At 68.5% G+C, this 23,478-nt stretch carries 26 protein-coding genes; 16 read left to right on the top strand and 10 right to left on the bottom strand.

The window, feature by feature from the left end; translation table 11 throughout:
- Nucleotides 1-6 precede the first annotated feature (6 nt).
- Nucleotides 7-1,023, bottom strand: a complete 1,017-nt coding sequence (locus W7S_RS19610) for a sensor domain-containing protein (RefSeq protein ID WP_014383122.1) — start codon at nt 1,021-1,023, stop codon at nt 7-9.
- A 169-nt stretch (nt 1,024-1,192) separates the two neighbouring features.
- Between W7S_RS19610 and W7S_RS19605 the strand changes: the two genes are divergently transcribed.
- Nucleotides 1,193-1,750, top strand: coding sequence for a hemerythrin domain-containing protein (locus W7S_RS19605; RefSeq protein WP_014380870.1), 558 nt, complete (start codon nt 1,193-1,195; stop codon nt 1,748-1,750).
- Between the two features lie 67 nt (nt 1,751-1,817).
- A complete protein-coding gene (locus tag W7S_RS19600) occupies nt 1,818-2,477 on the top strand; it encodes a UdgX family uracil-DNA binding protein (protein ID WP_008259535.1) in 660 nt (219 codons plus the stop codon).
- 22 nt (nt 2,478-2,499) lie between these two features.
- On the opposite strand, the gene W7S_RS19595 is transcribed toward W7S_RS19600, so the two are convergent.
- The 3 genes from W7S_RS19595 to W7S_RS19585 form a co-directional block, all read right to left on the bottom strand.
- A complete protein-coding gene (locus tag W7S_RS19595) occupies nt 2,500-4,293 on the bottom strand; it encodes a thiamine pyrophosphate-requiring protein (protein ID WP_009956826.1) in 1,794 nt (597 codons plus the stop codon).
- A gap of 223 nt (nt 4,294-4,516) precedes the next feature.
- The gene (locus W7S_RS19590; protein ID WP_041298260.1) at nt 4,517-5,572 is read right to left on the bottom strand and encodes a DNA topoisomerase IB; all 1,056 of its coding nucleotides are present in this window, start codon (nt 5,570-5,572) and stop codon (nt 4,517-4,519) included.
- Nucleotides 5,573-5,713: 141 nt separating this feature from the next.
- Nucleotides 5,714-6,112, bottom strand: coding sequence for a heme-binding protein (locus tag W7S_RS19585; RefSeq protein WP_014712194.1), 399 nt, complete (start codon nt 6,110-6,112; stop codon nt 5,714-5,716).
- Between the two features lie 323 nt (nt 6,113-6,435).
- On the opposite strand from W7S_RS19585, the gene W7S_RS19580 reads away from it, so the two are divergent.
- Genes W7S_RS19580 through W7S_RS19550 form a run of 7 tightly spaced genes read left to right on the top strand, consistent with a single transcriptional unit; the run spans nt 6,436 to nt 10,906 of the window.
- Nucleotides 6,436-6,975: a Na+/H+ antiporter subunit E gene (locus W7S_RS19580; RefSeq protein ID WP_014712193.1), complete on the top strand. Its 540-nt coding sequence runs from the start codon at nt 6,436-6,438 to the stop codon at nt 6,973-6,975.
- Complete coding sequence (locus W7S_RS19575) at nt 6,972-7,232, top strand: monovalent cation/H+ antiporter complex subunit F (RefSeq protein WP_014383120.1); 261 nt, start codon at nt 6,972-6,974, stop codon at nt 7,230-7,232. Before W7S_RS19580 ends, W7S_RS19575 begins: the two co-directional genes overlap by 4 nt.
- A complete protein-coding gene (gene mnhG / locus W7S_RS19570) occupies nt 7,229-7,576 on the top strand; it encodes a monovalent cation/H(+) antiporter subunit G (protein WP_014712192.1) in 348 nt (115 codons plus the stop codon). The genes W7S_RS19575 and mnhG overlap by 4 nt, the downstream gene beginning before the upstream one ends.
- Nucleotides 7,573-7,872 carry a hydrogenase subunit MbhD domain-containing protein gene (locus W7S_RS19565; RefSeq protein WP_014712191.1) on the top strand — a complete coding sequence of 100 codons (300 nt, stop codon included), beginning with the start codon at nt 7,573-7,575 and terminating at the stop codon, nt 7,870-7,872. Before mnhG ends, W7S_RS19565 begins: the two co-directional genes overlap by 4 nt.
- A complete protein-coding gene (locus W7S_RS19560) occupies nt 7,850-8,794 on the top strand; it encodes an MnhB domain-containing protein (RefSeq protein WP_014712190.1) in 945 nt (314 codons plus the stop codon). The genes W7S_RS19565 and W7S_RS19560 overlap by 23 nt, the downstream gene beginning before the upstream one ends.
- Nucleotides 8,791-9,159: a sodium:proton antiporter gene (locus tag W7S_RS19555; protein WP_014380866.1), complete on the top strand. Its 369-nt coding sequence runs from the start codon at nt 8,791-8,793 to the stop codon at nt 9,157-9,159. Before W7S_RS19560 ends, W7S_RS19555 begins: the two co-directional genes overlap by 4 nt.
- Nucleotides 9,160-9,163: 4 nt before the next feature.
- Entirely contained in the window at nt 9,164-10,906 is a 1,743-nt protein-coding gene (locus W7S_RS19550; protein ID WP_014712189.1) for a complex I subunit 5 family protein, read from the top strand.
- A gap of 1 nt (nt 10,907) precedes the next feature.
- Here W7S_RS19550 and W7S_RS19545 read toward each other — a convergent pair whose 3' ends face one another.
- Nucleotides 10,908-11,711 carry an SDR family oxidoreductase gene (locus W7S_RS19545; protein WP_009957448.1) on the bottom strand — a complete coding sequence of 268 codons (804 nt, stop codon included), beginning with the start codon at nt 11,709-11,711 and terminating at the stop codon, nt 10,908-10,910.
- A gap of 211 nt (nt 11,712-11,922) precedes the next feature.
- On the opposite strand from W7S_RS19545, the gene W7S_RS19540 reads away from it, so the two are divergent.
- Nucleotides 11,923-12,126, top strand: a complete 204-nt coding sequence (locus W7S_RS19540) for a hypothetical protein (RefSeq protein ID WP_014712188.1) — start codon at nt 11,923-11,925, stop codon at nt 12,124-12,126.
- A gap of 108 nt (nt 12,127-12,234) precedes the next feature.
- Nucleotides 12,235-12,522: a DUF3349 domain-containing protein gene (locus W7S_RS19535; protein WP_008259512.1), complete on the top strand. Its 288-nt coding sequence runs from the start codon at nt 12,235-12,237 to the stop codon at nt 12,520-12,522.
- A 10-nt stretch (nt 12,523-12,532) separates the two neighbouring features.
- On the opposite strand, the gene W7S_RS19530 is transcribed toward W7S_RS19535, so the two are convergent.
- The 3 genes from W7S_RS19530 to W7S_RS19520 all read right to left on the bottom strand — a co-directional run bounded on the left by W7S_RS19530 (nt 12,533) and on the right by W7S_RS19520 (nt 15,099).
- The gene (locus W7S_RS19530; RefSeq protein ID WP_008259511.1) at nt 12,533-13,297 is read right to left on the bottom strand and encodes an endonuclease/exonuclease/phosphatase family protein; all 765 of its coding nucleotides are present in this window, start codon (nt 13,295-13,297) and stop codon (nt 12,533-12,535) included.
- Between the two features lie 69 nt (nt 13,298-13,366).
- Complete coding sequence (locus tag W7S_RS19525) at nt 13,367-14,149, bottom strand: PIG-L deacetylase family protein (RefSeq protein ID WP_014712187.1); 783 nt, start codon at nt 14,147-14,149, stop codon at nt 13,367-13,369.
- Nucleotides 14,146-15,099, bottom strand: coding sequence for an acyl-CoA dehydrogenase (locus W7S_RS19520; RefSeq protein WP_014712186.1), 954 nt, complete (start codon nt 15,097-15,099; stop codon nt 14,146-14,148). The genes W7S_RS19525 and W7S_RS19520 overlap by 4 nt, the downstream gene beginning before the upstream one ends.
- Before the next feature lie 203 nt (nt 15,100-15,302).
- On the opposite strand from W7S_RS19520, the gene W7S_RS19515 reads away from it, so the two are divergent.
- Nucleotides 15,303-15,881, top strand: a complete 579-nt coding sequence (locus tag W7S_RS19515; protein ID WP_008259507.1) for a nucleotidyltransferase family protein — start codon at nt 15,303-15,305, stop codon at nt 15,879-15,881.
- Here W7S_RS19515 and W7S_RS19510 read toward each other — a convergent pair.
- Nucleotides 15,875-16,132, bottom strand: coding sequence for a hypothetical protein (locus W7S_RS19510; protein WP_008259505.1), 258 nt, complete (start codon nt 16,130-16,132; stop codon nt 15,875-15,877). The genes W7S_RS19515 and W7S_RS19510 overlap by 7 nt on opposite strands.
- A 72-nt stretch (nt 16,133-16,204) precedes the next feature.
- Complete coding sequence (locus W7S_RS19505; protein ID WP_014712185.1) at nt 16,205-18,307, bottom strand: catalase; 2,103 nt, start codon at nt 18,305-18,307, stop codon at nt 16,205-16,207.
- Between the two features lie 156 nt (nt 18,308-18,463).
- Between W7S_RS19505 and W7S_RS19500 the strand changes: the two genes are divergently transcribed.
- From W7S_RS19500 to W7S_RS19485, 4 genes are all read left to right on the top strand, one after another.
- Nucleotides 18,464-19,498: a chemotaxis protein CheB gene (locus W7S_RS19500; RefSeq protein WP_014712184.1), complete on the top strand. Its 1,035-nt coding sequence runs from the start codon at nt 18,464-18,466 to the stop codon at nt 19,496-19,498.
- Complete coding sequence (locus W7S_RS19495) at nt 19,495-20,253, top strand: STAS domain-containing protein (protein ID WP_041297989.1); 759 nt, start codon at nt 19,495-19,497, stop codon at nt 20,251-20,253. The genes W7S_RS19500 and W7S_RS19495 overlap by 4 nt, the downstream gene beginning before the upstream one ends.
- 54 nt (nt 20,254-20,307) lie before the next feature.
- A complete protein-coding gene (locus W7S_RS19490) occupies nt 20,308-22,149 on the top strand; it encodes a CheR family methyltransferase (protein ID WP_014712182.1) in 1,842 nt (613 codons plus the stop codon).
- A gap of 147 nt (nt 22,150-22,296) precedes the next feature.
- Nucleotides 22,297-23,460: a glycosyltransferase gene (locus W7S_RS19485; RefSeq protein WP_014712181.1), complete on the top strand. Its 1,164-nt coding sequence runs from the start codon at nt 22,297-22,299 to the stop codon at nt 23,458-23,460.
- Nucleotides 23,461-23,478 lie beyond the last annotated feature (18 nt).

The raw sequence follows: 23,478 nt of genomic DNA, 5'->3' as shown, positions 1-23,478 counted from the left end.
GGCCGCTCAGCCGGGGATCTTGCCGAGGATGTAGTTGGCGATGGTGACCGCGGCCAGCCGCGGGCGCTCGCTGTCCGTGGTGCCGCTGGCCGACACGTTCAGGTCGAGGACGACGTTGGCCTTGGCCGCGACCGCTCGCGCCGAGCGCACCTGTATTCCCTTGGGCGTCAAGTCCAATGTGGTGATGCCGTTGCCGGCGTCGGCGGGAGCGCTCACCGCCATCTTGATCGGCTGCCCACCCGAAGCCGTCACGGTGACGGTCGAGCCGCCGCACTGGCGCCATCCGGACAGCAGCGTGTCCAGTTGGGACTGCGCCCCGGCCGGATCGCGGAAAGCCGCCACGCCCTGGATGACTTGGATCGACTTGAACATGCTGCGCGTGTCGGTGAATTCGCCGGCGTGATACCCGGTGAAGGAGCCCGGGGTGTAGGCGTCCGGGCTGCCCGCGGCGATGCTTCCCCAGCATTCCGGGCGGTCGATGCTGCCGTCCTGCGCCGAGCGGCCGGGGCTGTTCCACGTCGGACCGACCTCGAGGTTCGCGTCGGAGGTGATGTTCCGCAGCGCGTCCAATCCGGGCAGCAGCGTGGTGATCGTGTCCGGTGGGACGGTCGGGGGCGGCGGTCCGGCCGACGTGGTCGCGTCGTGGGCCGTCCGGTGCGACGACGTGGACCCGCCCAGCGTCGCCCATCCGGCCAGCGCGACGACCGCCAACAGGATGAACACGTACGACAGCGTCACCCCGACCAGGGCGCGGTCGCGGCCGAGTTCGCCGGTGCGCCGGATCCGCGCCAACCCGAGGTGCCCCAGAACCGCTCCGGCGGGAGCGAACACGAACGCGAACACCAGTGACAGCGTCGCGAGGGTGTTGACGGCCGGGCGGTACGGCGGGGGTGCGGGCGGCGGCGGGATCCCGGGCGGTTCCGCCGGCGGTTCGATCGGCTCCATCGGCTCGATCGGGGGGACCCGGCCGAGTGGGTCGTAACTCAGCGGGTTCTGCCAATACGGGTCCTGGGGGTTGGTCACGCCGTGCCTCCTTCGCGGCCGAACCTGCCCGAAATGTAGCCCACGACCAGGGACACATACCCCACCCGGGCGCGCCCACACCCGTTTGATGGCCGATTTCGCCGGGTAGCCGCTTCGGTGAGCGCGCAACAGCCCTGCGCGTCGAACCAAGGGAGATGGGAGGGACACCATGGCACGCGCCATCACGTCGCCCACCGACGTGGTCGACTTTCTCGTCAGTCAGCACGAGCAGATCAAGGCGATGTTCGCCGACACCCTGGCGGCGTCCGGAGAAGCACGGGAGAAGGCCTTCGTCGAGCTTCGGCGGCTGCTCGCCGTGCACGAGACCGCGGAGGAGGAAATCGTTCACCCGCGGGCCAAGCGCAAGATCGCCAATGGCACCACCGTGGTCGACAAGCGGCTGCACGAAGAGCACGAGGCCAAGACCGTGCTGCAGCGGCTGGAAAAGCTCGACGTCGACAGCGAGGAATTCACCCGCGAGTTGACCAAGCTGCGCGACGCGGTGATCGACCACGCCGAGCACGAGGAGCACGACGAATTCGCCAAGCTGGGCGAGGAATTGAGCGCCGACGAGCTGGAACGGATGGGCCGCGCCGCGCAGCTCGCCGAAGCCATCGCGCCCACCCGGCCCCACGCCGGTGTGGAATCACAGGTGGCCAACCTGGCCGCGGGCCCGTTCGCCGCGATGCTCGACCGTGCCCGCGACGCCATCGTGGGCAAGGGCTGACGAGCCACCCGAGGCTGGGTACCCCCGCTCGGTGGGGGAGCGGGGGTACCCACGCCGCCACATTCTCATGACAGCCACCGCGAAGGCCCCCGGCGCCGACCGCTATCTCCCCGAGGAGCGGGACATCGACGCGCTGCGCAGCGCGGCCGAAACATGCCACGGCTGTGCGCTTTTCGAAGATGCCACCCAAACCGTGTTCGGCAACGGGCATCCCGGGGCGCCGATCATGTTGGTGGGCGAGCAGCCCGGTGACCAGGAGGACCGCGCCGGTGAGCCGTTCGTCGGGCCGGCGGGCCGACTGCTCGCCCGGGCGCTCGAAGACGCCGGCATCGACCCGGTGCTCACCTATCAGACCAACGCCGTCAAGCATTTCAAGTTCACCCGCAAGGGCGGCAAACGGCGCATCCACCAAAAGCCCGGCCGCACCGAGGTCGTCGCCTGCCGGCCCTGGCTGATCGCCGAAATCGAGGCCGTGCAGCCCGAGGTCATCGTGTGCCTGGGGGCAACGGCCGCACAATCGTTGCTGGGCACCACCTTTCGGGTTTCCGAGCAGCGGGGCCGGGAGCTGAAGCTCCCGGCGTCCGTCGACATCGCAAGGACGCCCGAGCCCATCGTGGTGGCGACCGTGCACCCGTCGTCGGTGTTGCGCGACCGCAGCGACCGCCGCGACGAGGTCTACCAGTCGTTCGTCGACGACCTGCGCATCGCCCGCTCCGGGCTGGCGTAGTCGCTCGGCTGACCCGGCCCGGTCAGCTCTTCTTGTGCGGCATGAACTCCTGCATCTTGGTTTTCAGGCCAACCTTGACGAAGCCCACACGGTCCTCGTCACCGGACAACACCGCGGTGGTGGCCGACTTGAACTGCTCCCAGGTGGCGTGCGGCGGGATGGGCGGCATGTCGGGATCGGTGAAGACGTCCAGCACGGTGGGGCGGTCGGCCGACAAGGCATTGCGCCACGCGTCGGATAATTCGTCCGGATCCTTGATCGCCATGGCGTTCAGGCCCAGGCTGGCCGCGAACGCGGCGAAGTCGACGTCAGGAAGGTTTTGGGACTCCGCGAATTTCGGGGCGCCGGCCATCGCACGCATCTCCCAGGTCACCTGGTTGAGGTCGTTGTTGTGCAGGATCGCGATGATCAGGCGGGGGTCTTTCCACTCGCTCCAGTAGCGCTTGATCGTGATCAGCTCGGCCATGCCGTTCATCTGCATGGCGCCGTCGCCCGCGAACACGATGACCGGCCGGTCCGGGTGGCCGAATTTCGCGCCGATGCCGTAGGGAACCCCGGGGCCCATCGTCGCCAGCGTCCCCGACAGCGAGCCGCGCATGTTGCCGCGGAAGCGCAGGTTGCGCGCGTACCAGTTGGCCGACGAGCCGGAATCGGCTGTGACGATGGCGTTCTCGGGCAGCTGGGGGGACAGCTCGGAGAACAGCCGCATGGGGTTGATCGGGTCGGCGCTGACCATGGCTTCCTTATCCATCGTCTCCCACCAGCGCGCCACGTTCTTCTCGACGCCTTCGCGCCACGACCGGTCCTCCTTGCGGCGCAGGTGCGGAATCAGTGCGCGCAGTGCAGATTTCGCGTCGGCGACCAGGTTGACCTCGTACGGGTAGCGCATCCCGATCATTCGCCCGTCGATGTCGATCTGCACCGCCCGGCACTGGTCGAACTGCGGCAAGAACTGCGTGTAGGGGAAACTGGATCCGACGGTGAGCAGCGTGTCGCAGCCCATCATCAGCTCGTAGCTCGGCCGCGTTCCCAGCAGCCCGATCGATCCTGTGACCCAAGGCAATTCGTCCGAAAGGACGTCCTTGCCCAACAGCGCCTTGGCCGCGCCGGCGCCGAGCAGGTCGGCGACCTCGGCCAGCTCTTCGTGGGCCCCGCGCGCCCCGGTGCCCACCAGCATGGCGACCTTCTTGCCGGCGTTGAGGACGTCGGCGGCGCGCGCGATGGCGGCGTCGTCGGGGGCGATGTCCGGGTACTCGATGCCCAGGCTGGAGGGCACCATCTTGAACGCGTGCTCGGGCGGCGAGTACGGCAGCTCCTGGACGTCGCTGGGGATGATCAACGCCGTCGGCGCCCGCTGGGTCATCGCGATGCGGATCGCGCGGTCCAGCACGTTGGGCAATTGCTCGGGGACGGTGACCATTTGGACGTAGTCGCTGGCGACGTCCTTGAACAGGTTCAGCAGGTCGACCTCCTGCTGGTAGTTGCCGCCCATGGCGCTGCGGTTGGTTTGACCGACGATCGCCACCACCGGGACATGGTCGAGTTTGGCGTCGTAGAGGCCGTTGAGCAGGTGGACCGCGCCAGGGCCCGATGTCGCCGCGCAGACGCCCACTCGGCCGGTGAACTTCGCGTAGCCGACCGCCTCGAAGGCGCTCATCTCCTCGTGGCGCGACTGAATGAACTGGGGCTTGTTGTCCGCCCGGCCCCACGCGGCGAGCAGGCCGTTGATGCCGTCGCCCGGGTAGCCGAACACGTGCTCGACGCCCCACGCCCGCAACCGTTCCAGCAGGTAGTCGGAGACCTCTTGTTTGGACATGTTGTTCCCTCCTGGGCAGACGGTTCTTCAGTGCTGGCGGGTGGGCGTGTGTGGCTGTTGGTTGAACCACCTGCAGGCAGGCGTGACTACGGCAGGCGACCGCGCATGGGCGGCTTTGGCACTTCCCACACGTGCCGGGTTACCCGCAAAGAGGGTTGTTATTCCCCTTCACGGTCCGGCCGGCGGACTCACAGCGAGTTAACAGCTGACGGTGGGGAATCGTTCATGCCGTCTTGCGCAGGCCGGACGATCCGTTGGCGCTGTCGGCCTTGGCCACGCGCCGGATCAGCATTCGGGTGGCCTTGTCCAGAATCTCCTGCGCCAGGTCGGGCGATTTGGCGCGCTCGGCGCGGCGCGCCGCCGCGGCGATGGTCAGACCCTGCTCATAGCCGGTGACGACGCGGGGATCCACGTAGGAACCGCGCGCCACCGCGGGCGTGTTGCCCAGCTCCTCGGCGACCTCTTTCATCACGGCGGCCTCGACGCGCTTGGCCACCCGGCCCGATACCGCCGGGTCGGCGTCGGCGAAGGCCGCGGCCGCCAGCACCGTCCCGTGCCACGTTCGCAGGTCCTTGACGGTGTAGTCGTCGCCGGCCAGCTCCTTGAATCGGGCGTTGAGGTCATCGGCGCGCACATCGATCCACCCGGAAGAGTTGCGGCACACCAGCAATCGCTCGGTGCGGTCGGGCCTGCGCATCAGCGCACGCACCGCGCGGACCACGTCGGGGTCCTCGATTTCCACGGTGCGCCGAACCCCGCTCTTGGCCGGAAAGTCGAATTCGACGGCGTCACGCCGGACAACCACATGCTCACATAGCAGGGTGGACAACCCGTAGGACTCGTGCTCCTCGGCGTATTGCTCGCCGCCGGCGCGGAAGTAACCGCGGTCGAGCAGCCGCAGCGCGAGCGCCAGCACGCGCTTGCGGGTCAAGCCGTGGCGCGCAAGGTCTTTGGCGATCTCGGCGCGGCACGCGGGAAGCCGCGTCGAAAGTTCCAGCACCCGGTCGAACTTCTCCTCGGCGCGTTCGGCCTGCCACGCGGAGTGGTAGAGGTACTGCCGGCGCCCGGCGGCGTCGACGCCGACGGCCTGGATGTGGCCGTTCGGATGCGGCGAGATCCACACCTTCTTCCACGCCGGCGGGATGACCAGATCCTTGATGCGCTGCAGGGTTTCCGGATCGGAAACCGGCTTGCCGCCCGGCTCGTAGTAGGAGAAGCCCTTTCCGCGACGCTTGCGCGCGATTCCCGGCTTGCTCAGCACGCTGCGACGCAGTCGCATCATCGGCCCTCCACTCCCGTTCGCCGCCCGCACCGATATTCGCCAGAAGTACCCGCCCGCAAAGCCGTTCACACGGGTGCTCGGGAGTCAACGCGGAAACGACCCGCCACAACGTCGTGGCGGGTCGTCTCGTGGGCTGGATCAGCCGGCCATGAACTCGTGGTAGGCCGACTCCAGGTACGGCGGCAGGGCGGTGACATTGCACTGCTGTTCGGTCTCGCCGATCGGCGCCAGGATGCCGCGCAGGTCGTAGTACTCCTGCGGGTGCCCGGTGAAGTAGCTGCGCAGGCTCGATGCGGCCTCGGGGCGCGGCTGGCCATAGGCGGCCGTCACCACCTGGTTGGCCCCGGGGTGCGCAGCCAGATACTGCTCGGCGGATCCTTGCACCGCGGAGACGGTGGAGTTCACACCGGCGGGGCTGCAGTCGGGTGCCGCGGCAGCCGACGGCGCGCCGACGATGCCCATGGCCATCCCCCCGAGCAGGCAGCCGGCGCTGACTCCGGCCACTCGGCGGCGCGCGACAATACTGCTGATTTTCATGATGTTTGTTGTCCTTCGAAACGAAATGGATTTCTTTCGACTGAGGCTCCCGATCCTCGAAATCCAAAGTAGCGGAGGCAAACAGTGGCGATGTTCGCTGACGACGAACGATCGGGCGCGCTTGGGCCGTTGAGGGCGCTCGCGGCCGTCTTTGCTAAGCGAACCGTGAAGCGGTCCGCAAATTTCTAAGAGAACGCACCCGTTCTTAACCAATCGTGATGTCGATCGTGACGCAATCGTTATTCGCGGTGCGCTGACCGTGGACGGTTGATCATGCCGTGCGACGGGTATTCCGGACCGTCCCCGCGATACGAGGGCGAAAGGTGGGCATCGGGGTGGGCATTGCGGCGCGTGCGCAGCGGGTGGTGGCGCTGACGGCGTGGGCTTTCGCGGTGTGGATCCTGCTGACCTGGACCCCGACAGTGGAAAACCTGCTGGTCGGCCTGGTGGTCGCGGTGGGGTGCGGGTTCGCTTTCGCTCCGCTGGGCCCGGTCTCCGGGCCGTGGTCGGCGTTGGCGCCGCGCCGCCTCGCCGCGCTGGTGGCGCTCGCGGCCGCCTGTGCGGCGCGCATCGTGGCGGCCAACCTGTCGCTGTCGCGCCGCATCTTGTCGCCGTCGCGGCCGCTGCGCTCGGGCATGATCATCGTGCCGACCCAGGCGCGCTCCGACGGGGAACTCGCCGCGACGGGCCTGCTGACGTCCCTGGTCGTGGACAACCAGTTCGTCGACCTCGATCGCGGCCGGCACCTGTTGCAGTATCACGCGATGGCCGTGCCGCGCGGCCCGGCGCGGGAATCGGTGAACGGGCCGCTGGAGAGCCGAGTGATCGCGGTGAGCCGGTCTCGGGGCGGGAGAAGCGGATGAGCGGCGTGCTTTCGGGGGTCTGCATCGCGCAGCTGCTGGTGGCGTGCGTCCTGCTGATTCGGCTGGCGCGGGGGCCGTCGGTGTCGGATCGCGTGGTCGCGCTGAACACCATCTCCACGCAGTGCGCGCTGGTGGTGTTGTTCTACGCCGCCGTGGCCGACCGCGCGATTTATCTGGACGTGGCGCTGTGGCTGGCCTCGTTCAGTTACCTCGGCGCGCTGGTGTGGGCGCGGTACCTGGAGCGGGGTCTGCTGTGAGCTCCGTCGTCACCGACGCACTAGTGATCGTCTTATGCGTTGTGGGAGTGTTCTTTTCGCTGAGCGGGGCGATCGGCATCCTGCGCATGCCCGACGTCTACACGCGAATCCAGTGTTCCTCCAAGACAATCACCGCCGGCGCGTTACCGCTGTTGGCCGGTCTGGCGGTGGCCAAAGGGCCTTTCACCGAGTACGGCTCGAGGGCGCTGCTGGTCGCCGTGTTGCTCCTGCTGGTCAATCCGATCGCCGCGCACGCGTTGGCGCGGGCGGCGTACAAGACCGGGGTGCCGATGTGGCACGGCGCGGTCATCGACCAGCCCGAGGGGCCCGGAGCGGGCCGGTGACATCGCTATGGGCGGTCGACTATCTGTGCCTGGCGCTGGTCATCGGCTGCGCGGTGCTGGTGGTGTTCCTGCGCAGCATCACCGGTTCGGTGATGGCCCTGTCGGCGATGGGCACCGTGCTGGGCGCGCTGTTCGTGGTCATGGCCGCGCCGGACGTCGCGCTCGCCACGGTCGCGGTCGGCGCGATCGCCCAGCCGGTCCTGTACCTGATCGCCATCGGGAAGATTCGCACCGACGTTTTCGACCGGGGTGAGCTGGGCGAGGCCCTCGACGATGGTGGTGCCCGCGATGACTGATCGACGATCCCCGCGCGAGGCCGGGTGGCATCGCGCGTGGCTGGGCGGGCTGCTGGTCGGCGGTTTCGCCGCCGTGGTGGCCGTCGGCCTCACGGCCTTGCCCGACGGTTCAAACGCGTTGCCGGACATCGCAAGACACGCGATGGCGATCGCTCTGCCGCGGTGGGGGACCACCGAGGCGGTCAGCGAAGTGGTCTACGGCAGCCGGGCCTTCGACACGTTCGGCGAGACGTTCTTGTTGCTGGCCGCCGTCGTCGCGGTGCTGCTGCTCTCGCGGGGCCGCGAACCGCGATCGGAGTTCGTCGGCGAAGCCAGCGCCGGGCGCGCCGAGCAGGAGAAGGCCGACCCCGACGAAGGCCCCGACCGGCGGGAGTCACAGGCGCGTGCGGCGGAAGACCAAGAGCGCCGGGACGAGCCGGAGCCCGCCCCCGAGCACGCCGACGACGACGCGCTGGGCGCGCCCGCCCCGGAGCGGGCGGTCGCGATGACGGTGGTGGTGCGAGTGGGCGCGCGCGTCGCCGCGGTCATCCTGGCGGTCGCCGGGGTCTACCTGGCCGCGTGGGGCTACACGCCCGGCGGCGGTTTTCCCGCCGGGGTGGTGCTGGCGGGCTGCGTCGTCCTGCTCTATACGGCGCTCGGGCACCGCGCGGTGCGCGCCGCGGTGCGCCCGGCGACGCTGGAGGTCGCCGAAATGGCCGGCGCCGCAGCCATTGTCGGGGTTGGCCTGGTGGGCATGTGGCTGACCGGTTCATTCCTGGACAATTGGCTTCCGCTGGCGCCCCAACAGACGATCCGCGCCGGTGGCACGCTGCAGGTGATCTCGGCCGCCGAGTTGGTGGAGGTGGCCACCGGCATCACGATCGCGGTGTTCGCGTTGCTGGGCATGGGACATGACTGGACACCCGACGAGGACGAATCATGATCGTCGCCAACTACGTCGCCGCCGGGGTGTTGTTCTGCCTCGGTTTGTTCGCGGTGACGTCGCGCCGCAACCTGATCAAAATCGTCCTCGGCCTGTCACTGATGGAGTCCTCGACCTATCTGCTGCTGGTGTCGATGGCCTATCGCAACGACTCGACCGCGCCGGTGCTCGCCGGGCTGCCGGGCGGGCGCACTCAAAAAGACCTGGTTGCCGGGAATGTGGCAGATCCGGTGCTGCAGAACTTCTGCATCACCGCGGTGGTCATCGGGGTGGCCATCACCGCGGTGTTCTTGACGGTGGTGGTCCGGGTGGCCCAGCACTACCGCAGCGTCGACGCGGCGGACCTGACCGAGCTGCGGGGCTGAGCCGGTGCCGACGCCCGCGCAGCTGCTCCCGTTGCCAGTGGTGCTCCCGCTGATCGGCGCGGTGCTGGCCCCGCTGGCCGCCCGGCGGGCGCCGCGGGCGCCGCTGTGGGTGGCGGTGACCGCGTTGAGCGCATCGCTGGCGGTGCTGCTGGGCGTCGCCGCGCGCGTGTTCGCCGGTACCGGTCATCTGTTGACGCACTTCCTGTCCAACGAACACCCGGTGCGGGGCGCGTCGCTCGGAATCGCCTTGGTGGCAGACCCTTTCGGGCTCACCTTCGCCACGCTGGCCGCCGGGGTGGGCATCGTGTTGGTGGTCAGCGCGCTTTCCGAACTCGGAGACCTCGGCCGCCGAGAGCTGGGTGGCCTGGCCTGCCTGGTGCAGCTGCTGTTGGCCGCGCTGATCGGGGCCGCGCTCACCGCCGACACGGTCAATCTGTTCGTCTGGTTCGAGGTGGCCGCGCTGGCCAGCTACGGCCTGACCGGTTTCTTTCTGGAACGCCCCATCGCGGTGGAGGCCGCCTTCAAAAACCTGGTCCTCACCAGCATCGCCGGCTTCTCGGTTTTCATCGGCAGCGCGATGCTCTACTCGGCGACCGGGGCGCTGAACTTCGGGCAACTGCACGGCGCCGTCGCCACCGGTGCCACCAGGGCGACGCTGCTCGCGGTCGCGTTTCTGGTGGCGGGCTTCGCGACCAAGGCCGGCCTGGTGCCGTTCCATGCCTGGCTGCCCGACACTCACACCCCCGTCCCGGGCGCCGTGTCGGCGCTGTTCTCGGCGCTGATGGTCGACCTCGGGGTGGTGGCGCTGGCCCGCCTCAGGCTGCAGGTATTCGTGAACCTGCCGTCGCTGCCGGCGCTGCTGACCGGACTCGGCCTGGCCTCGGCGCTGGTCGGCGCGGCGATGGCGTTGCTGCAAGACGACCTCAAGCGATTGCTGGCCTGGGACACCGTCGCCCAAACCGGAGTCCTGACAACGGGATTCGCGAGCAGGACCGCGGACGGCGTCGCGGGTGCGGTCTATCACCTGGTCAACCACGGACTGTTCAAGGCGCTGCTATTCCTATGCGCCGGCGCGGTGGTGCACGCCACCGGGCTGACCAAGCTCTCCGAGATGGGCGGGCTGGCGCGTCGGCGTCCGCTGCTGACCGCGGCGTTCACGGTCGGGGTGTTGTCGATCGCCGGCCTGCCGCCGCTGAACGGCTATGCCTCACTTGGCTTGATACACAAGGGTTTGTCCGACCGGCCCGCCGTGCTGGGCTGTGCGCTGCTGGCGCAGGTCCTGACCGTCGCCGCCCTGGGGCGCGCCGCATACCTGGGCTTCTACCGCCGCCGGAACCGGGCATACGCCCATTTGGAGCCGATCCGGCCGGGCATGAAGGCCAGCCTGATCATGTTGAGCGCGTGCTGCCTGGGCTTCGGCGTGCTGGCCGGCCCGTTCGTCGCGCACGTCGCCGGCCCCGCTACCGCCGGGCTGCTCGACCCGGCCGGATATGCGGCGGGCGCCCTGGGGTCGGCGGTCACGCTGCCGGACCCCGGCGTGGGATTCGGCTATTTCGAACCGAAGACGTTGGGAACCATCGCCATCGAGTTGATCCTCGGGGTGGCGCTGCTGGTGCTGGCGCTGCGGCGCGACGGCGTTGCGCGATCGCTGGGGTGGCTGCGGCGCGTCCACACCGGGAGCATCAACGACTACGCCGCGTTCGTCACCGGCGGGATGATCGTCGTCAGTTGTGCGCTGCTGCTGTGAGCTAAGCCCCGCCGGGTTTTTCGCCGTCGGCCGCATGGTGCCCGTCGGTGCTCGGCGCCAACGTCCGTAGCCACGTGTCGACGTCGGGACCGACGACCACCGCGTGCCCGGACGCCAACAGCGCCCCGTTGGCGAGCGCGGCCACCGCGGGCCGCACGGTCCGCACCTGCCGGCCATCGCCTTGCTGGGCAAGCAGTTTCGATGTCAGCTCGGGCAGGCGAATGGGGTGCGGGCCGGTGATGGTGCGCGGGGTGTGCGACTGTCCCAGCGCCGCCTCGACGAGCACGTCGGCGACGGTGTCGGCGGCGATCGGCTGAATCAGCCAGTCCTCGACGATCACCTCGTCACCGTCGCAGCTCACCGCGTCGCAGTGGGTGGCGCATTCATACCACTGGGTGGACTTCACGATCGTCGTCGGCACCGGGCCGTCGAGCACGATGTTCTTCGCCGCCCGTTTGCCTTCGTAGTAGGGGATGCCGTCGAATTCCGGGTCGTCGATGCCCGCGATCGTCGGCACCACCAGGCGATGCACCTCCTGGATGGCACAGGCGCCCACGATGTTGTGGGAGGCGGTGGCCAGAGATTGACCGATGTCGGACGGCTCGGGCGGCACCGGATCGGACACGTCGATCGCCACGTCGACGCCCTGGAGCGCCTCGCACAGGTCCAACCCGCTGAACACATCGACGCCCTGCTCGCGTGAGATCTCGACCACCGCGACGTCGCGCGACCTCAGCCGGGCGACAACGCGGGACCCGGCCGTGCCGGTGGCCCCTATCACGGCGATGGTGGTCACCGCCTTCACCCCCCTTCGCGCCGCCGGCTAGTACTACTACCCGGTAAAACCCCGTTCAAACCGACCGATCGACGCTCCGATACGTGGGGCGTGGGATGCGACGGCGGGGCGTTTGGCGAGGCGTGCGGCGGGAACGCCCTAGGTGCCATCGAGCGCAAGTCACTCACCACCGAGAGGGAGGTCGACCCATGGGGATCAGAAGAGCGGGCCGCAGGAAGCGGTGCAGGGCGCCGTCGAGGGCGTGAAGGGCAAGGCCAAGGAGGTCGGCGGGGCCGTGCTCGGCCGTGACGACCTTGCCGACGAGGGCCGGGCTCAGCAAGACAAAGCCGACGCCCAACGCGACGCGGGCAAGAAGGAAGCCGAAGCCGAGTCGGCGCGAGCCGGCGCGGACGCGGCCGAAGAGCGCCAGAAGAAAAACCAGTAAGCCGCTTGCTCGAGGGGTCCGGTCCGGGACCGGTTTCAATCCGCCGCGCCTGGTTATCCCTGCCGTGTCCCGCTGGAGCGGGCGGGCGGTGGATGAGCGAGGTGGACCATGAACCTTCAAGCTCGGGTGTCCAGGGTTGTCGCGTTTCTGCGTGCGGGCTGCCCGCCGCTCGCGCCGGCCACCGGATACGCGCCGCTGCTGGCGTTGTTGCCGCGACGGGTGGCCGACGACGAGGTCATGGCCATCGCCCGCAAACTTGTTGCGCCCCAGCATCGCCCGGTCGACAGCGCCGACGTCGGAGTGGAGATCATCAGGGTCACCGGCGAGGCGCCGTCGACGTACGACATCGAGCGCGTCCTGGGTGCCATGAAATCGGCCGGCGATCGCCCGTGCTGACGCCGCGGGCTCAGACTCGCTGCAGGTCGACCACCAGCGGTCGGTGATCGGAAATCGGCATGGGGCTGGCGTCGACCGCTCCGCCGCGCAGCCGGGGATCGTCGGTCAAGATGTGATCGAGCTGGCGGTTGGGGTTATCGGCGGGAAACGTTTCGGCGGTGGCCAACGCCCGCATACCCGACCAGCGGCCAACGGTTTTCGGCGTCATGTTCAGGTCGCCGGTCAGCAGCCGTGGACCGGGGAAGCCGCGCAGGTCATGAATCACCCGCAGCAGCTGGCGCCTGTTCCAGCCCGGAACGAAGGACAAATGCGTGTTGGCAACCGTCAGCCCGCCCATCGGGGTGCGCAGCTGCGCGATGACTGCCGCCCGCGGCTCCTCGTCGACGATCATCACCCGGTTGGGGCCGGGCAGGTACATCGGAAACCGCATCGGGATGCGGGGCAGTCGCAACACCTGCCAACTGGCCACGGGGTATCGGGACAGCAGGGCGATTCCGTACGCGGCTGTCCCGGGTTGTTCCCGGCCGGTGGCGGCCATCCAGGTCGCGCCCGGGGTACCGGAAATCGCCGCCACGAACCGGTGCTCGACCGCGCCCATGGCCTCTGCCGCCGCGGCGGTCAGGTCGGCCCGCTCGGAGCGTGGCTGATCGCAGTCGACCTCCTGCAGGCTGAGCACGTCCGGATCGAGACGGCGCACGCAATCGCGCAGGCGCGCAACGTCGACACCGTCCCCGACCGTGCGGCCATGCAGGATGTTGAAGGTCGCCACGCGCATAGGTTTTCACCTACCCACTTTGCCGCCTGGGCACTCACCGCGGCATTTCGTCGCGGGTCGGCGCGGGGGTCACCGGAATACGAGTTCCCCCATCGCGGCGCCCACCGCGAGCAGCCGCGCAAGCACGAAACCCGGCAAGGTGGGCGAGGATTCCCCGCCGGCGGGCTCGAGTTGGCTCCGATAGCATTGCGCCGCGCGGCGTTTGCGGCCCATCGCCCAACTCGGTGACGGCACCGAATAGGCCCGATCCCACGGCACGGCAGGATCGGCGACGCGCGCCCAATGCCACATCAGCACCGGATATTCCAGCAGCGTCGTGCCGGTGCGGGCGCACGCCGCCCAGGCCGCGCGCCCGGCGGCTTCGTGATCGGGATGCCCGTCCCCCCGCCACGTCGCCGCACACCAGGTCGCCGGGCCGCCACCCTCGAGGATCTCCGCCAGCGTGTCGGCCAGCGTGTCCTCGTGATCGGTCAGCTCACCGTCGGGAAAACCCAGCGAGATCGGGCTGGGGACATTCAAAAGGCTGGCCGCCCGGCCCAATTCGCATCTGCGGATGGTTGCCATACGAAGTCGATCCGTGACCGACACGCCGGGCTGGGCGGCGCCGCCGTCGCTGACCGAGACCACCTGAACGTCAACCCCCAGCGCGCTCAGCTGCGTGGCCATCGCGCCCAGGCCGAGGGTTTCGTCGTCGGGATGCGGGGCTACGACGATCAGCCGTTGACACTCCGCCAGATCCAGTGTCGGCAGGGGACTTTCGGCGAAAGCGGCCAGCCACAACGGCACCGGTGTGCCGCCGTGGGTCAGCGGATCGGCCGCGAACGCGCAGTTGCCCGCCGGCGCGGTTTTCACGGCGCCCTCATCGCCTGTCTGCCCGCCAGCTGCCCGAGTTCGGCCAGGTCCCGCTCCGCATGGCTCTGCCGGATGTAGATGCTCAGGTCGGCGACCCGTTGAGCGTGCCGTCCGTCCTGGCACAGCGGGCCGGGGCCCAGGGCCCGGCCGGTGCGCGTAATCGCTTCGTCGACAGCGTGTTCCACTACCGTGCGGACGCGGCGGGCCAGCAGTTGCGCGGTTCCGGATCGGTCGAACGGATCCGTGTCGACCTGCGCCGCGGCCTCGGCCAGCATTGCGTCACTGGCGGCGAGCGCGGCGTCCACCGCGCCCAGGTGCGCCAGCGAGTACGCGTCGGCGGATCGGCTTGCGGCGCAGCGGTATAGCGGGTCGGCGACCCTGCGTGCACCGCCGAGCCAACAGGCGGCGACACCGATTGCGCCGTGCCAGAAGCCCGGTCGATTCAGGTAGGCCCCGGGGTCACCCACGGCGACGGCCTGGGCGTTGGTGAACTGGACCGGCCTGGTGTCGCTGCCGGCCATCCCCGCGTTCCACCAGGTGCTGGGCAGGGCCTTGACGGCGGGGTCGGTCACGGTCACCGCGAACAGGCCTTGGGTCCCGTCCTCGAGCCGCGCCGTCACCAGCGCATGCGTGCAGAACCCGGCGCCCGCGCACCAGACCCTGGTGCCGTTCAGGGTGAACGCGCCGTCGGTGTCGGTTGCCGTCAACGCCGTGTCCGGCGCTTCGGCGGCCCACACGCCCCACAGCTGACCGGGGTCGGGGGGCTTGCCGCCCAACTCGTGCAGGATCGCGACCGCATCCACGTGCGACTCGGCGATCCTGGCCGCGACGATGTTGTCCTCGGCCAGCCGCGCCAGCCGCTGCCAGCGTTCGGCCGTGCGTCCCGACGCGGGCAGGGGAAGCTCGAGCCGTCCGGACTCGAGCCAGTGCTCGACCAGCCCCGCCGTCACGCCGGGCCGCCCACCGGGAGCGTTCCCCCTCGCCTGATGGGGTCGGGGGAGGGGGCCGAAATCACGACGGCCGCAGCATCGTATGAACGTGGCACCGCGGTTGACATAACGGACGATTTCCCCGTTGCGCGCAAGTTAAACGGCCTTACGACCGTCCGTCGTCAGGTTGCCGGTCCGGCCCGCGGGGTATCACCTAATGCACCATGGAACCCCTCGACGCACATGCCGACGCAACCAGCTGCGCCTCGCGGTTGCGAGAGGCGCTGAGAGGCGCCGCCTCGGCCCTCAAGGAACATGGGCCGCGCTTCGCCCTGGCCGGCAGCTATGCGTTATGGGCTTACGGCGCACCGGAACCCAGCCACGACGTGGACCTCGTGGTGGCCGAGGCCGACGTGGAGACGGCGGTGGCCACCCTGACCAATGCGGGCTTCGCCATCGAACGTCCCCCGGAGGACTGGTTGTTCAAGGCCCGCACCGGCGACACGCTCGTCGACGTCCTGCATCGCATCAACGGCGTGCCCGTCGACGCCGCGACGCTGGATCAGGCCGAACAGCAGGAGGTCCTGGCAATCGGCATGCCGGTGCTGCCCCCGACCATGGTGCTCGTCCAGCAGTTGCGCTCCCTGGGGGAGCATCACTGCGACTTCGCCCGGCTGTTGCCGGCCGTGCGCGCGGTGCGTGAACGCCTGGACTGGCAGCGCATCGAGGCGGAAACCGCCGAAAACGATTACGCGGTCGCCTTCTTGGTGCTGGCCGACCGACTCGGCCTGTCGCGTCAGTGATTACGCAGCTTGGCCACCAGCTTGTCCTTGGTCAGGCTCGAATAACCTGACATGCCAAGCTCTTTGGCCCGCTTCTTCAGTTCCGGAACGGTCCAGTCCTGGTAAGACCCGGACTTTCCGCCCTTGCGGCCCACCGAGGACTTGCCCCGGCCGGCGGCCGCATTCGAAATCCGCGCGGCCTTCTCCTTGGAGTCACCCTTCTTGCGCAGATCCTGGTACAGCTTCTCGTTCTTGATCGACGAACGCGGCATGATCCATCCTCCTGTCCACGATGAGACACCTTTTCAGTTATGCCCGCCCCGGCCGCGGGGAAAACACCGGCGCTAGGCCGGAACCGGGTCGGTGCGCCGTTGCCAGCAACGGTGTTGGGCGAGCGCGCCGGCGAATTCCTCGACGAAGCGATCGGGCAACTCGTCGGCGGCGGCCTTGGTGGTGATGACGGACTGGTCGTTGAGCACGTCGGTGTCCTCGGCGAGGCGGTTGGTGATACCGGCGGTGCGCAGCAGGTCGACGCCGGCCCCGTACGCCCCGATGGGCTTGAGATGCTTGTAGGCCTCGGTCACGAAGTGCACCGCATACCCGTCGTTGGACAGCGTCGCGATCGACCGCGGCCCGCACGCCACCACGACCGCGTCGTAGAGCACCGACGCCATCGTCGTGAAGGACCGGTCGACGGGCAGTTCGCCGCCGGATCCGCCCTCCAGCGTGCCGCCGGCCACCGGCGCCAACACCTCGACCACGGCCCCGCGCTGTCCCATCAGCTCGATAAAGCGCTGTGTCCCCACCACATCGACGCCGTTGGCGGCCAGCACGGCGACCTTGCGCGATTCGATGGTGTCGCCGGCATCGGTGACCTGTGACAGCGCCGGTGAGGCGGTCACCGTGTCGACCTGCTCCTCGGGCGGCGCGGGAAGCCCCAGCTTCGCGGCCACCTGGGCGGCCAATTCGCCGTCGACCCGCGCGAGCTGTGCCACCACCGCCGAACGGATCTCGGGCATCTCCACCTTGCCGAGCTCGAAAGCGAACGCGGCGACGATGTGTTCGGCCTCCACGCGCGTCATGCTCATCCAGAACATCCGCGCCTGGCTGTAGTGATTCTCGAAGGACTCGGCCCGCTTACGCATGGTCTGCCCGTCGAGGCGCTGGGTGTAGTGCCGGAACACGTTCTCGTCGGCCAGCGCTGGGCAGCCGCCGCCGATGGTGTTCTTGTAGTAGCTGGAGCGGCCCTGCGGAATCGCGTGCTGTCCGTAGCCGTCGTGCTGGTTGGTCCGGACCTCGGCCACCGGCCGATTGATCGGCAGCTGGGCGAAGTTGGGGCCACCCAGCCGGATCAGTTGGGTGTCCAGGTAGGAGAAGTTGCGCAACTGCAGCAGCGGATCGTTGGTGAAGTCGATGCCCCGCACCACGTTCGCCGTGTGGAACGCGACCTGCTCGGTCTCGGCGAAGAAGTTGTCCGGGTTGCGGTTCAACACCATCTTGCCCACCGGGCGCACCGGAACCTGTTCCTCGGGAATGATTTTCGTCGCGTCGAGAAGATCGAAATCGAAGCTGAACTCGTCCTCCTCGGGAACGAGCTGGACGCCGAGCTCCCACTCCGGGTACTGGCCCGACTCGATGGCCTCCCACAGGTCGCGGCGGTTGTAATCGGGGTCCTTGCCGGCGATCTTTTGGCATTCGTCCCAGATCAGCGAGTGCACGCCGAGCCGCGGCTTCCAGTGGAATTTCACGAAAGTGCCCTCGCCGCGGTCGTTTACCAACCGGAAGGTGTGCACGCCGAAGCCCTGCATCATCCGGTAGCTACGCGGCAATGCCCGGTCCGACATCAGCCACATGATGGTGTGCAGCGTCTCGGGCTGCAGCGCCACGAAGTCCCAGAGCGTGTCGTGGGCCGACTGCGCCTGCGGAATCTCGTTGTGCGGCTCCGGTTTCACCGCGTGCACGAAATCGGGGAACTTGATGCCGTCCTGGATGAAGAACACCGGGAAGTTGTTGCCCACCAGGTCGTAATTGCCTTGTTCGGTGTAGAACTTGGTGGCGAAGCCGCGCACGTCGCGCACGGTATCGGCCGAACCCCGCGAGCCGGCCACCGTGGAGAATCGCACGAACACCGGGGTCTGCAAACCTGGAGTGGTCAAGAATCTCGCCGCGGTGTATTGCGACAACGAGTCGTCGTACGGTTCGAAATAGCCGTAGGCGCCGGCGCCCCGCGCGTGCACCACGCGCTCCGGGATGCGCTCGTGGTCGAAGTGGGTGATCTTCTCCCGGGCGTGAAAGTCCTCCAGCAGCGTCGGTCCCCGCTCACCGACCGACAGCGAATCGTCGGTGTGGTCGACGCGCACGCCCTGCTGGGTCGTCAGGTATCCCGTGTCGCGGCGGAACCGTGCGGATTCCAGGTCGCGCTGCTTGGGATTCTGGTCGGTGGCCATGGCCTCCCTCTCTGCCTGATGTGGAATCGGGACTGATTTGCTGTGATGGGCCGCTCAACGGTGTGGGGTACCACAGCGAAACCGGTGTAAAACGGCCCGAATCCGGCCCTGTCCATCGCGTCGACGGTTGCCTACCATCGATCCGGGTAGACGGAAGTGGTGATTGCGGCGGCGGACGGTGGCGACCTCGAGGGCGACCTCCAGGGCCTCAACGGTGTAGTGGCGATCGGCGCCTCGGCGGGCGGCGTCGAAGCGCTGTCGAATCTGGCCGCCGGTCTGACGCCGGATGTGCCATTCGCCTACTTGATGGTGTTGCACGTGCCCGCCGACGCACCCAGCATCCTGGCGCGCATCATCGACCGCAGCGGGCCGCTGCCCGCGGTCGCCGCGCAGGACGGCGCGCCGCTGGAGCCGGGACACATCTATGTCGGAGTTCCCGATCGCCACCTGCTCGTCTCCGACCATCACGTCCTGCTGTCCCAGGGGCCCACCGAGAACGGGCATCGGCCGGCGATCAATGCGTTGTTCCGATCGGTCGCCGTCGCGTTCGGGCCCCGCGCGATCGGCGTGCTGCTGTCCGGCGTGCTCGACGACGGCGTGCTGGGAATGGGAGCCATCCGTGCCCGAGGCGGCACCACCATCGGCCAGTCACCCGAGGACGCCTTGTTCCCCGCGATGCCCGTCAACGCCGCCGAGGCCGGCGTGGTGGATCGGCAGGCCGACGCGGCCGACATCGGAGCGGTCCTCAAAGAGCTGTCGCACCGAGAGATAGAGGGTTTTGCCATGGAGCGCGACGCCGCGATGGAGCTCGAGAACCGCATCGCCATGAGGTCGCGGTTCGCGACCGACTTCGACACGGAAAAACTGGGGTCGCCGTCCGGCTACACCTGCCCCGATTGCAACGGTTCGCTGGTTTCCATCAGTGAGGGCAACTTCCGCTGCCAGGTCGGCCACGCCTGGACGGCCGAAGCGTTGCTCGGCGCGCGGGACAACGAGCTCGAGGGGGCGCTGTGGATCGCGGTGCGCAGCCTGCAGGAAAAGGCCCGGCTCGCAAGGGACATGGCCGACAGGGCCGGGCCGGGACTGCTCGTCCGCCGCTACTCGGCGATCGCCGAGGAAACCGAACGCGCGCTGCACGTGCTCAGCGACCGGCTGTCGGGCGCGGCCCGTCATCCGGGTGAAGCCGGATGACCGATCGCCCGCCCGCCCCGCGGGTAGCGTTGGAACCCCGTCAGGATGCGCCCATCCTGAGGGTGGAGGGCGTGCTGGACAGCTCTTCGTATCGAACGATCCGCGACGCCGTGATCAAGGCCGCGATCGACGCGCCGCCCGCGGTGATCGTCGACATCAACGGTCTGCATGCGCCGTCGGCCTCGGCGTGGGCGGTGTTCACCAGCGCTCGCTGGCACGTCAGCGTGTGGCCGGACGTCCCGATCCTGCTGGTATGTGAACATCCGGCGGTGCGCCGGGCGCTCACCAGGGCCGGGGTCACCCGGTATGTGCCGGTGCATCCGGACCGCAAGCTCGCGCTGGAGGCGGTGCACGGGGAGTCCCTCAAGGTCCGGCGACGGGCCCGCACCGAGCTGTCGCGATCCAGCGCCAGCATCGATCTCGCCCGTGCCGTCGTCGCCGATTGGCTGACCAACTGGGACATTCGCGAGGTGATCGCGGTCGCGGCCACCGTGGCGACCGTGTTCGTCGAAAACGTCCTCGACCACACCGAGAGCGCGCCCGTGCTGATCGTCGAGAGCTATCAGGACACCGTCACGGTCGCGGTCGAGGACAACAGCCCGCATCTGCCGGGCCGGCACGAAGATGCCGACCGCGGCGCACACGTCGTCTCCGGTCTGGCGATCGTGTCCGCGGTGTCTCGCCGGTGGGGGGCCACCCCCACGCTGTCGGGCAAGACGGTGTGGGCGATGGTCGGTCGGGAAAACCGCCTCTGATTTCGCGAGTAGTGTTCAAGTCCTTCGTCGAACCGTTGTCGGACGGGACTTGCATTGGAATCCACCACTGACGAGGCTTTCGAGGCCCTGTTGCGCTATATGCGCGATTCGCGGGGCTTCGACTTCACGGGCTACAAGCGCACCTCACTGATGCGCCGCGTCCGTCGCCGGATGGACCAGGCGGGTTACACCTCGTTCGAGGAGTACCTTGACTTTCTGCAGGCCAGCTCGGACGAATTCACCGCGCTCTTCAACACCATCCTGATCAACGTCACGTCGTTCTTCCGCGACGCGGAGGCCTGGGACTACGTGGGCGCCGAGGTCATCCCGCGGCTGCTGGCCGAGCGGGGACCCGACGACCCGATCCGGGTGTGGAGCGCCGGATGCGCGTCGGGCCAGGAGGCCTACACGCTGGCCATGATGCTGGCCGAGGCGCTGGGAGCCGAGGAGTTTCGCCAGCGGGTCAAAATCTATGCCACGGATGTCGACGAAGATGCACTCGGCGAGGGGCGCGGGGCGTCCTACGACGCCAAGGCGGTCGAGTCCGTGCCGCCGGAAATGCTCGGGCGCTACTTCGAGCAGGTCAACGGCCGCTACGTCTTTCGCAAAGACCTGCGCCGGGCGGTGATCTTCGGCCGCAATGACCTGGTCACGGATGCGCCGATATCACGGGTCGACCTTCTGGTGTGCCGCAACGCGTTGATGTATCTCAACGCGGAGACGCAGCGAAATGTGTTGGGGCGTCTACACTTTGCGCTCACGCCCCAGGGCACGCTGTTTCTCGGGCACGCCGAGATGCTCCTCAGTCATGGTGACCGATTCACGCCGGTGAGCCTGAAACATCGAATCTTCCGCAAGGCGGCCGGGACCCATGTCGGCGCGGATCGCTACGAGCCGGGCGGGGCGTTCTACGAACGCCACGCGGAGCTGCCGGGCCTGGCGACCGTGCGCGACCTGGCCTTCCGCGCCAGCCCGGTGGCCCAGATCGTGGTGACCGGCGAGGACATCGTCGCCATGATCAACCAGCAGGCCGAAACCCTGTTCGGCCTCTCGGCGCGCGACATCGGCCGGCTGCTGCGTGATCTCGAGGTCTCCTATCGTCCGGTGGAGTTGCGCGCCTACGTGGAGCAGGCCAAGGTGGAGCGCCGTCCGTCGCGGATCCAGGACGTCAAATGGCAGCGGCCGGGCACCGAGACGGTGTGGTTCGAGATCCACGTGAATCCGCTCGTCGACGCCGAGAACGGTCTGCTCGGCGTGTCGATCGTCTTCTTCGACGTCACCGCGACGCGGGCTCTCCTGGACAAGGTCGTGCAAACCAACCGCCAGCTCGAGGCCGCCTACGGAGAGCTGCAGTCCACCAACGAAGAGCTCGAAACCACCAATGAGGAACTGCAATCCACGGTCGAGGAACTCGAGACCACCAACGAGGAACTGCAGTCCACCAACGAAGAACTCGAGACGATGAACGAGGAGCTGCAGTCCACCAACGACGAACTGCAAACCATCAACGACATGCTGCGCGAACGCAGCCTGGAACTGGACGAGGCGAAGAGCTTCCAGGATTCCCTGGTCGACTCGATCCAGAGCGGCATGGTGGTGGTGGACCGCGAAATGAAGATCGTTCTGTGGAACCGCGGCTGCGAAGACCTGTGGGGGCTCCGCGCCGACGAGACGCTCGGGTCGCGGCTGACCGCCCTCGACATCGGCCTGCCGCTCGACGGCGTGCTGCCGTTGATCGGGAACGCCTTCGTCGACCCCGACACCTCCGGGGAAGTCGTGGTGGACGCGGTCAACCGGCGCGGGCGCCCCGCTCGGGTGCGGGTCACCTGCACGCCGTTTCGTTCGAACATCGGCACGGTCGGCGGCGCCCTGCTGCTGATGGAGGTTCTGGGCTAGCAGTCCACGCCAGCACACGTGTGGTCCATCAACCGAATTCCCGGCCACCAAACGAAGCGGTGATCTTGTTCGTTTCGCGGACGCCCCAGGGTGGTATGCCCAGGTGATGTCGGGGTGGATGGATGACGTGCGCGGAGGGAACCGCGAGTGAAGATCGCAATCGTCAGCGGCGATGACGTGGTCGGGGAGGACCCCGAGCAGCTGGGCGCCGCGCTGACCACCCAGGGGCACGATGCGGTGGTCTGCCTGCGGCAAAACGGCCGGCGGCGTGCCAGGGCCGGTGCCTGCCGCAGCGTGTCGGTTCCCGTCGGTCCGCGCGCCGCGGCCTCCGCCACCGACGTGCTGCCCTACGTCGGGGACTGGGCGGCCAGACTCGAGCGGGTCTGGTCGAAGGAACAACCCGACGTCGTGCACGCGTACGGGTGGCTGGGCGGGTTGGCCGCCCAGCTGGCCGCACGACGTCAGCGTGTCCCGGTAGTGCAGACGTTCTTGGGCCTCGCCACGGCATCAGGCGCCCACGCGGGGAATGGGAGCGAACGCCGGCGCATCGAGCCGTTGCTGGCGCGCGGCGCCGCCTGGGCGACCGGCGAGAGCAGCGCCGACGTCGACCTCCTGGCCCAACTGCGCCGCAGCCGGGCGCGGGTGTCCGCGTTGACCTGCGGGGTGGATTCCGAGCGATACACCCCGGCCGGTCCCGCAATTGCCCGTGACGGGCTGCAGCGTGTTCTCTGCATAGCGCCGAACCCCCTGCAGCATAACGGTTTTGACATTGCGATCAGCGCGCTGTACCGCGTCCCCGGAGCGGAGTTGGTCATTGCGGAAACCGAGGCGACCAACCCCGCGCACGACGACGCGCGGGCCCAGCTGCAGTATCTCGCCAAGGAATTCGGGGTTGCCGACCGCGTCCGCTTCGCGGGCACGATCCCCGGCAACGAAATGCCGATGTGGGTCCGGTCCGCCGATGTCATGGTGTGCACCCCTCGCGAACCGTTGCGCCCCTCGACCGCGTTGCAGGCCATGGCCAGTGGCGTGGTGGTGGTCGCCGCGACGGTGGGCGCCCTCGCCGACGTCGTCCTCGACGACATCACCGGCGTCATACTGCCCCCGGAGAATCCCGTCGGCCTGGCAGCCGCGCTGAGACGGCTTCTCGCCCAGCGCTTTCAGTGCGAAAGCATGGGCGCGGCCGGACGCAGCCGCGCACAGTCACGCTTCGCATGGGAGCGAATCGCGCTCGACGCGCTGAATGTCTACCAGAGCCTGGGCGCGCAGGGTTGGGCATCCACAGATCTGTCCTCGACGGCGGCACGGTGATGCAATGACGAGGCTGCC

It is taken from the genome of Mycobacterium sp. MOTT36Y, from assembly GCF_000262165.1.
In the GTDB taxonomy this organism is placed as follows: domain Bacteria; phylum Actinomycetota; class Actinomycetes; order Mycobacteriales; family Mycobacteriaceae; genus Mycobacterium; species Mycobacterium intracellulare.
This window is presented reverse-complemented; position numbering and strand designations above follow the sequence as displayed.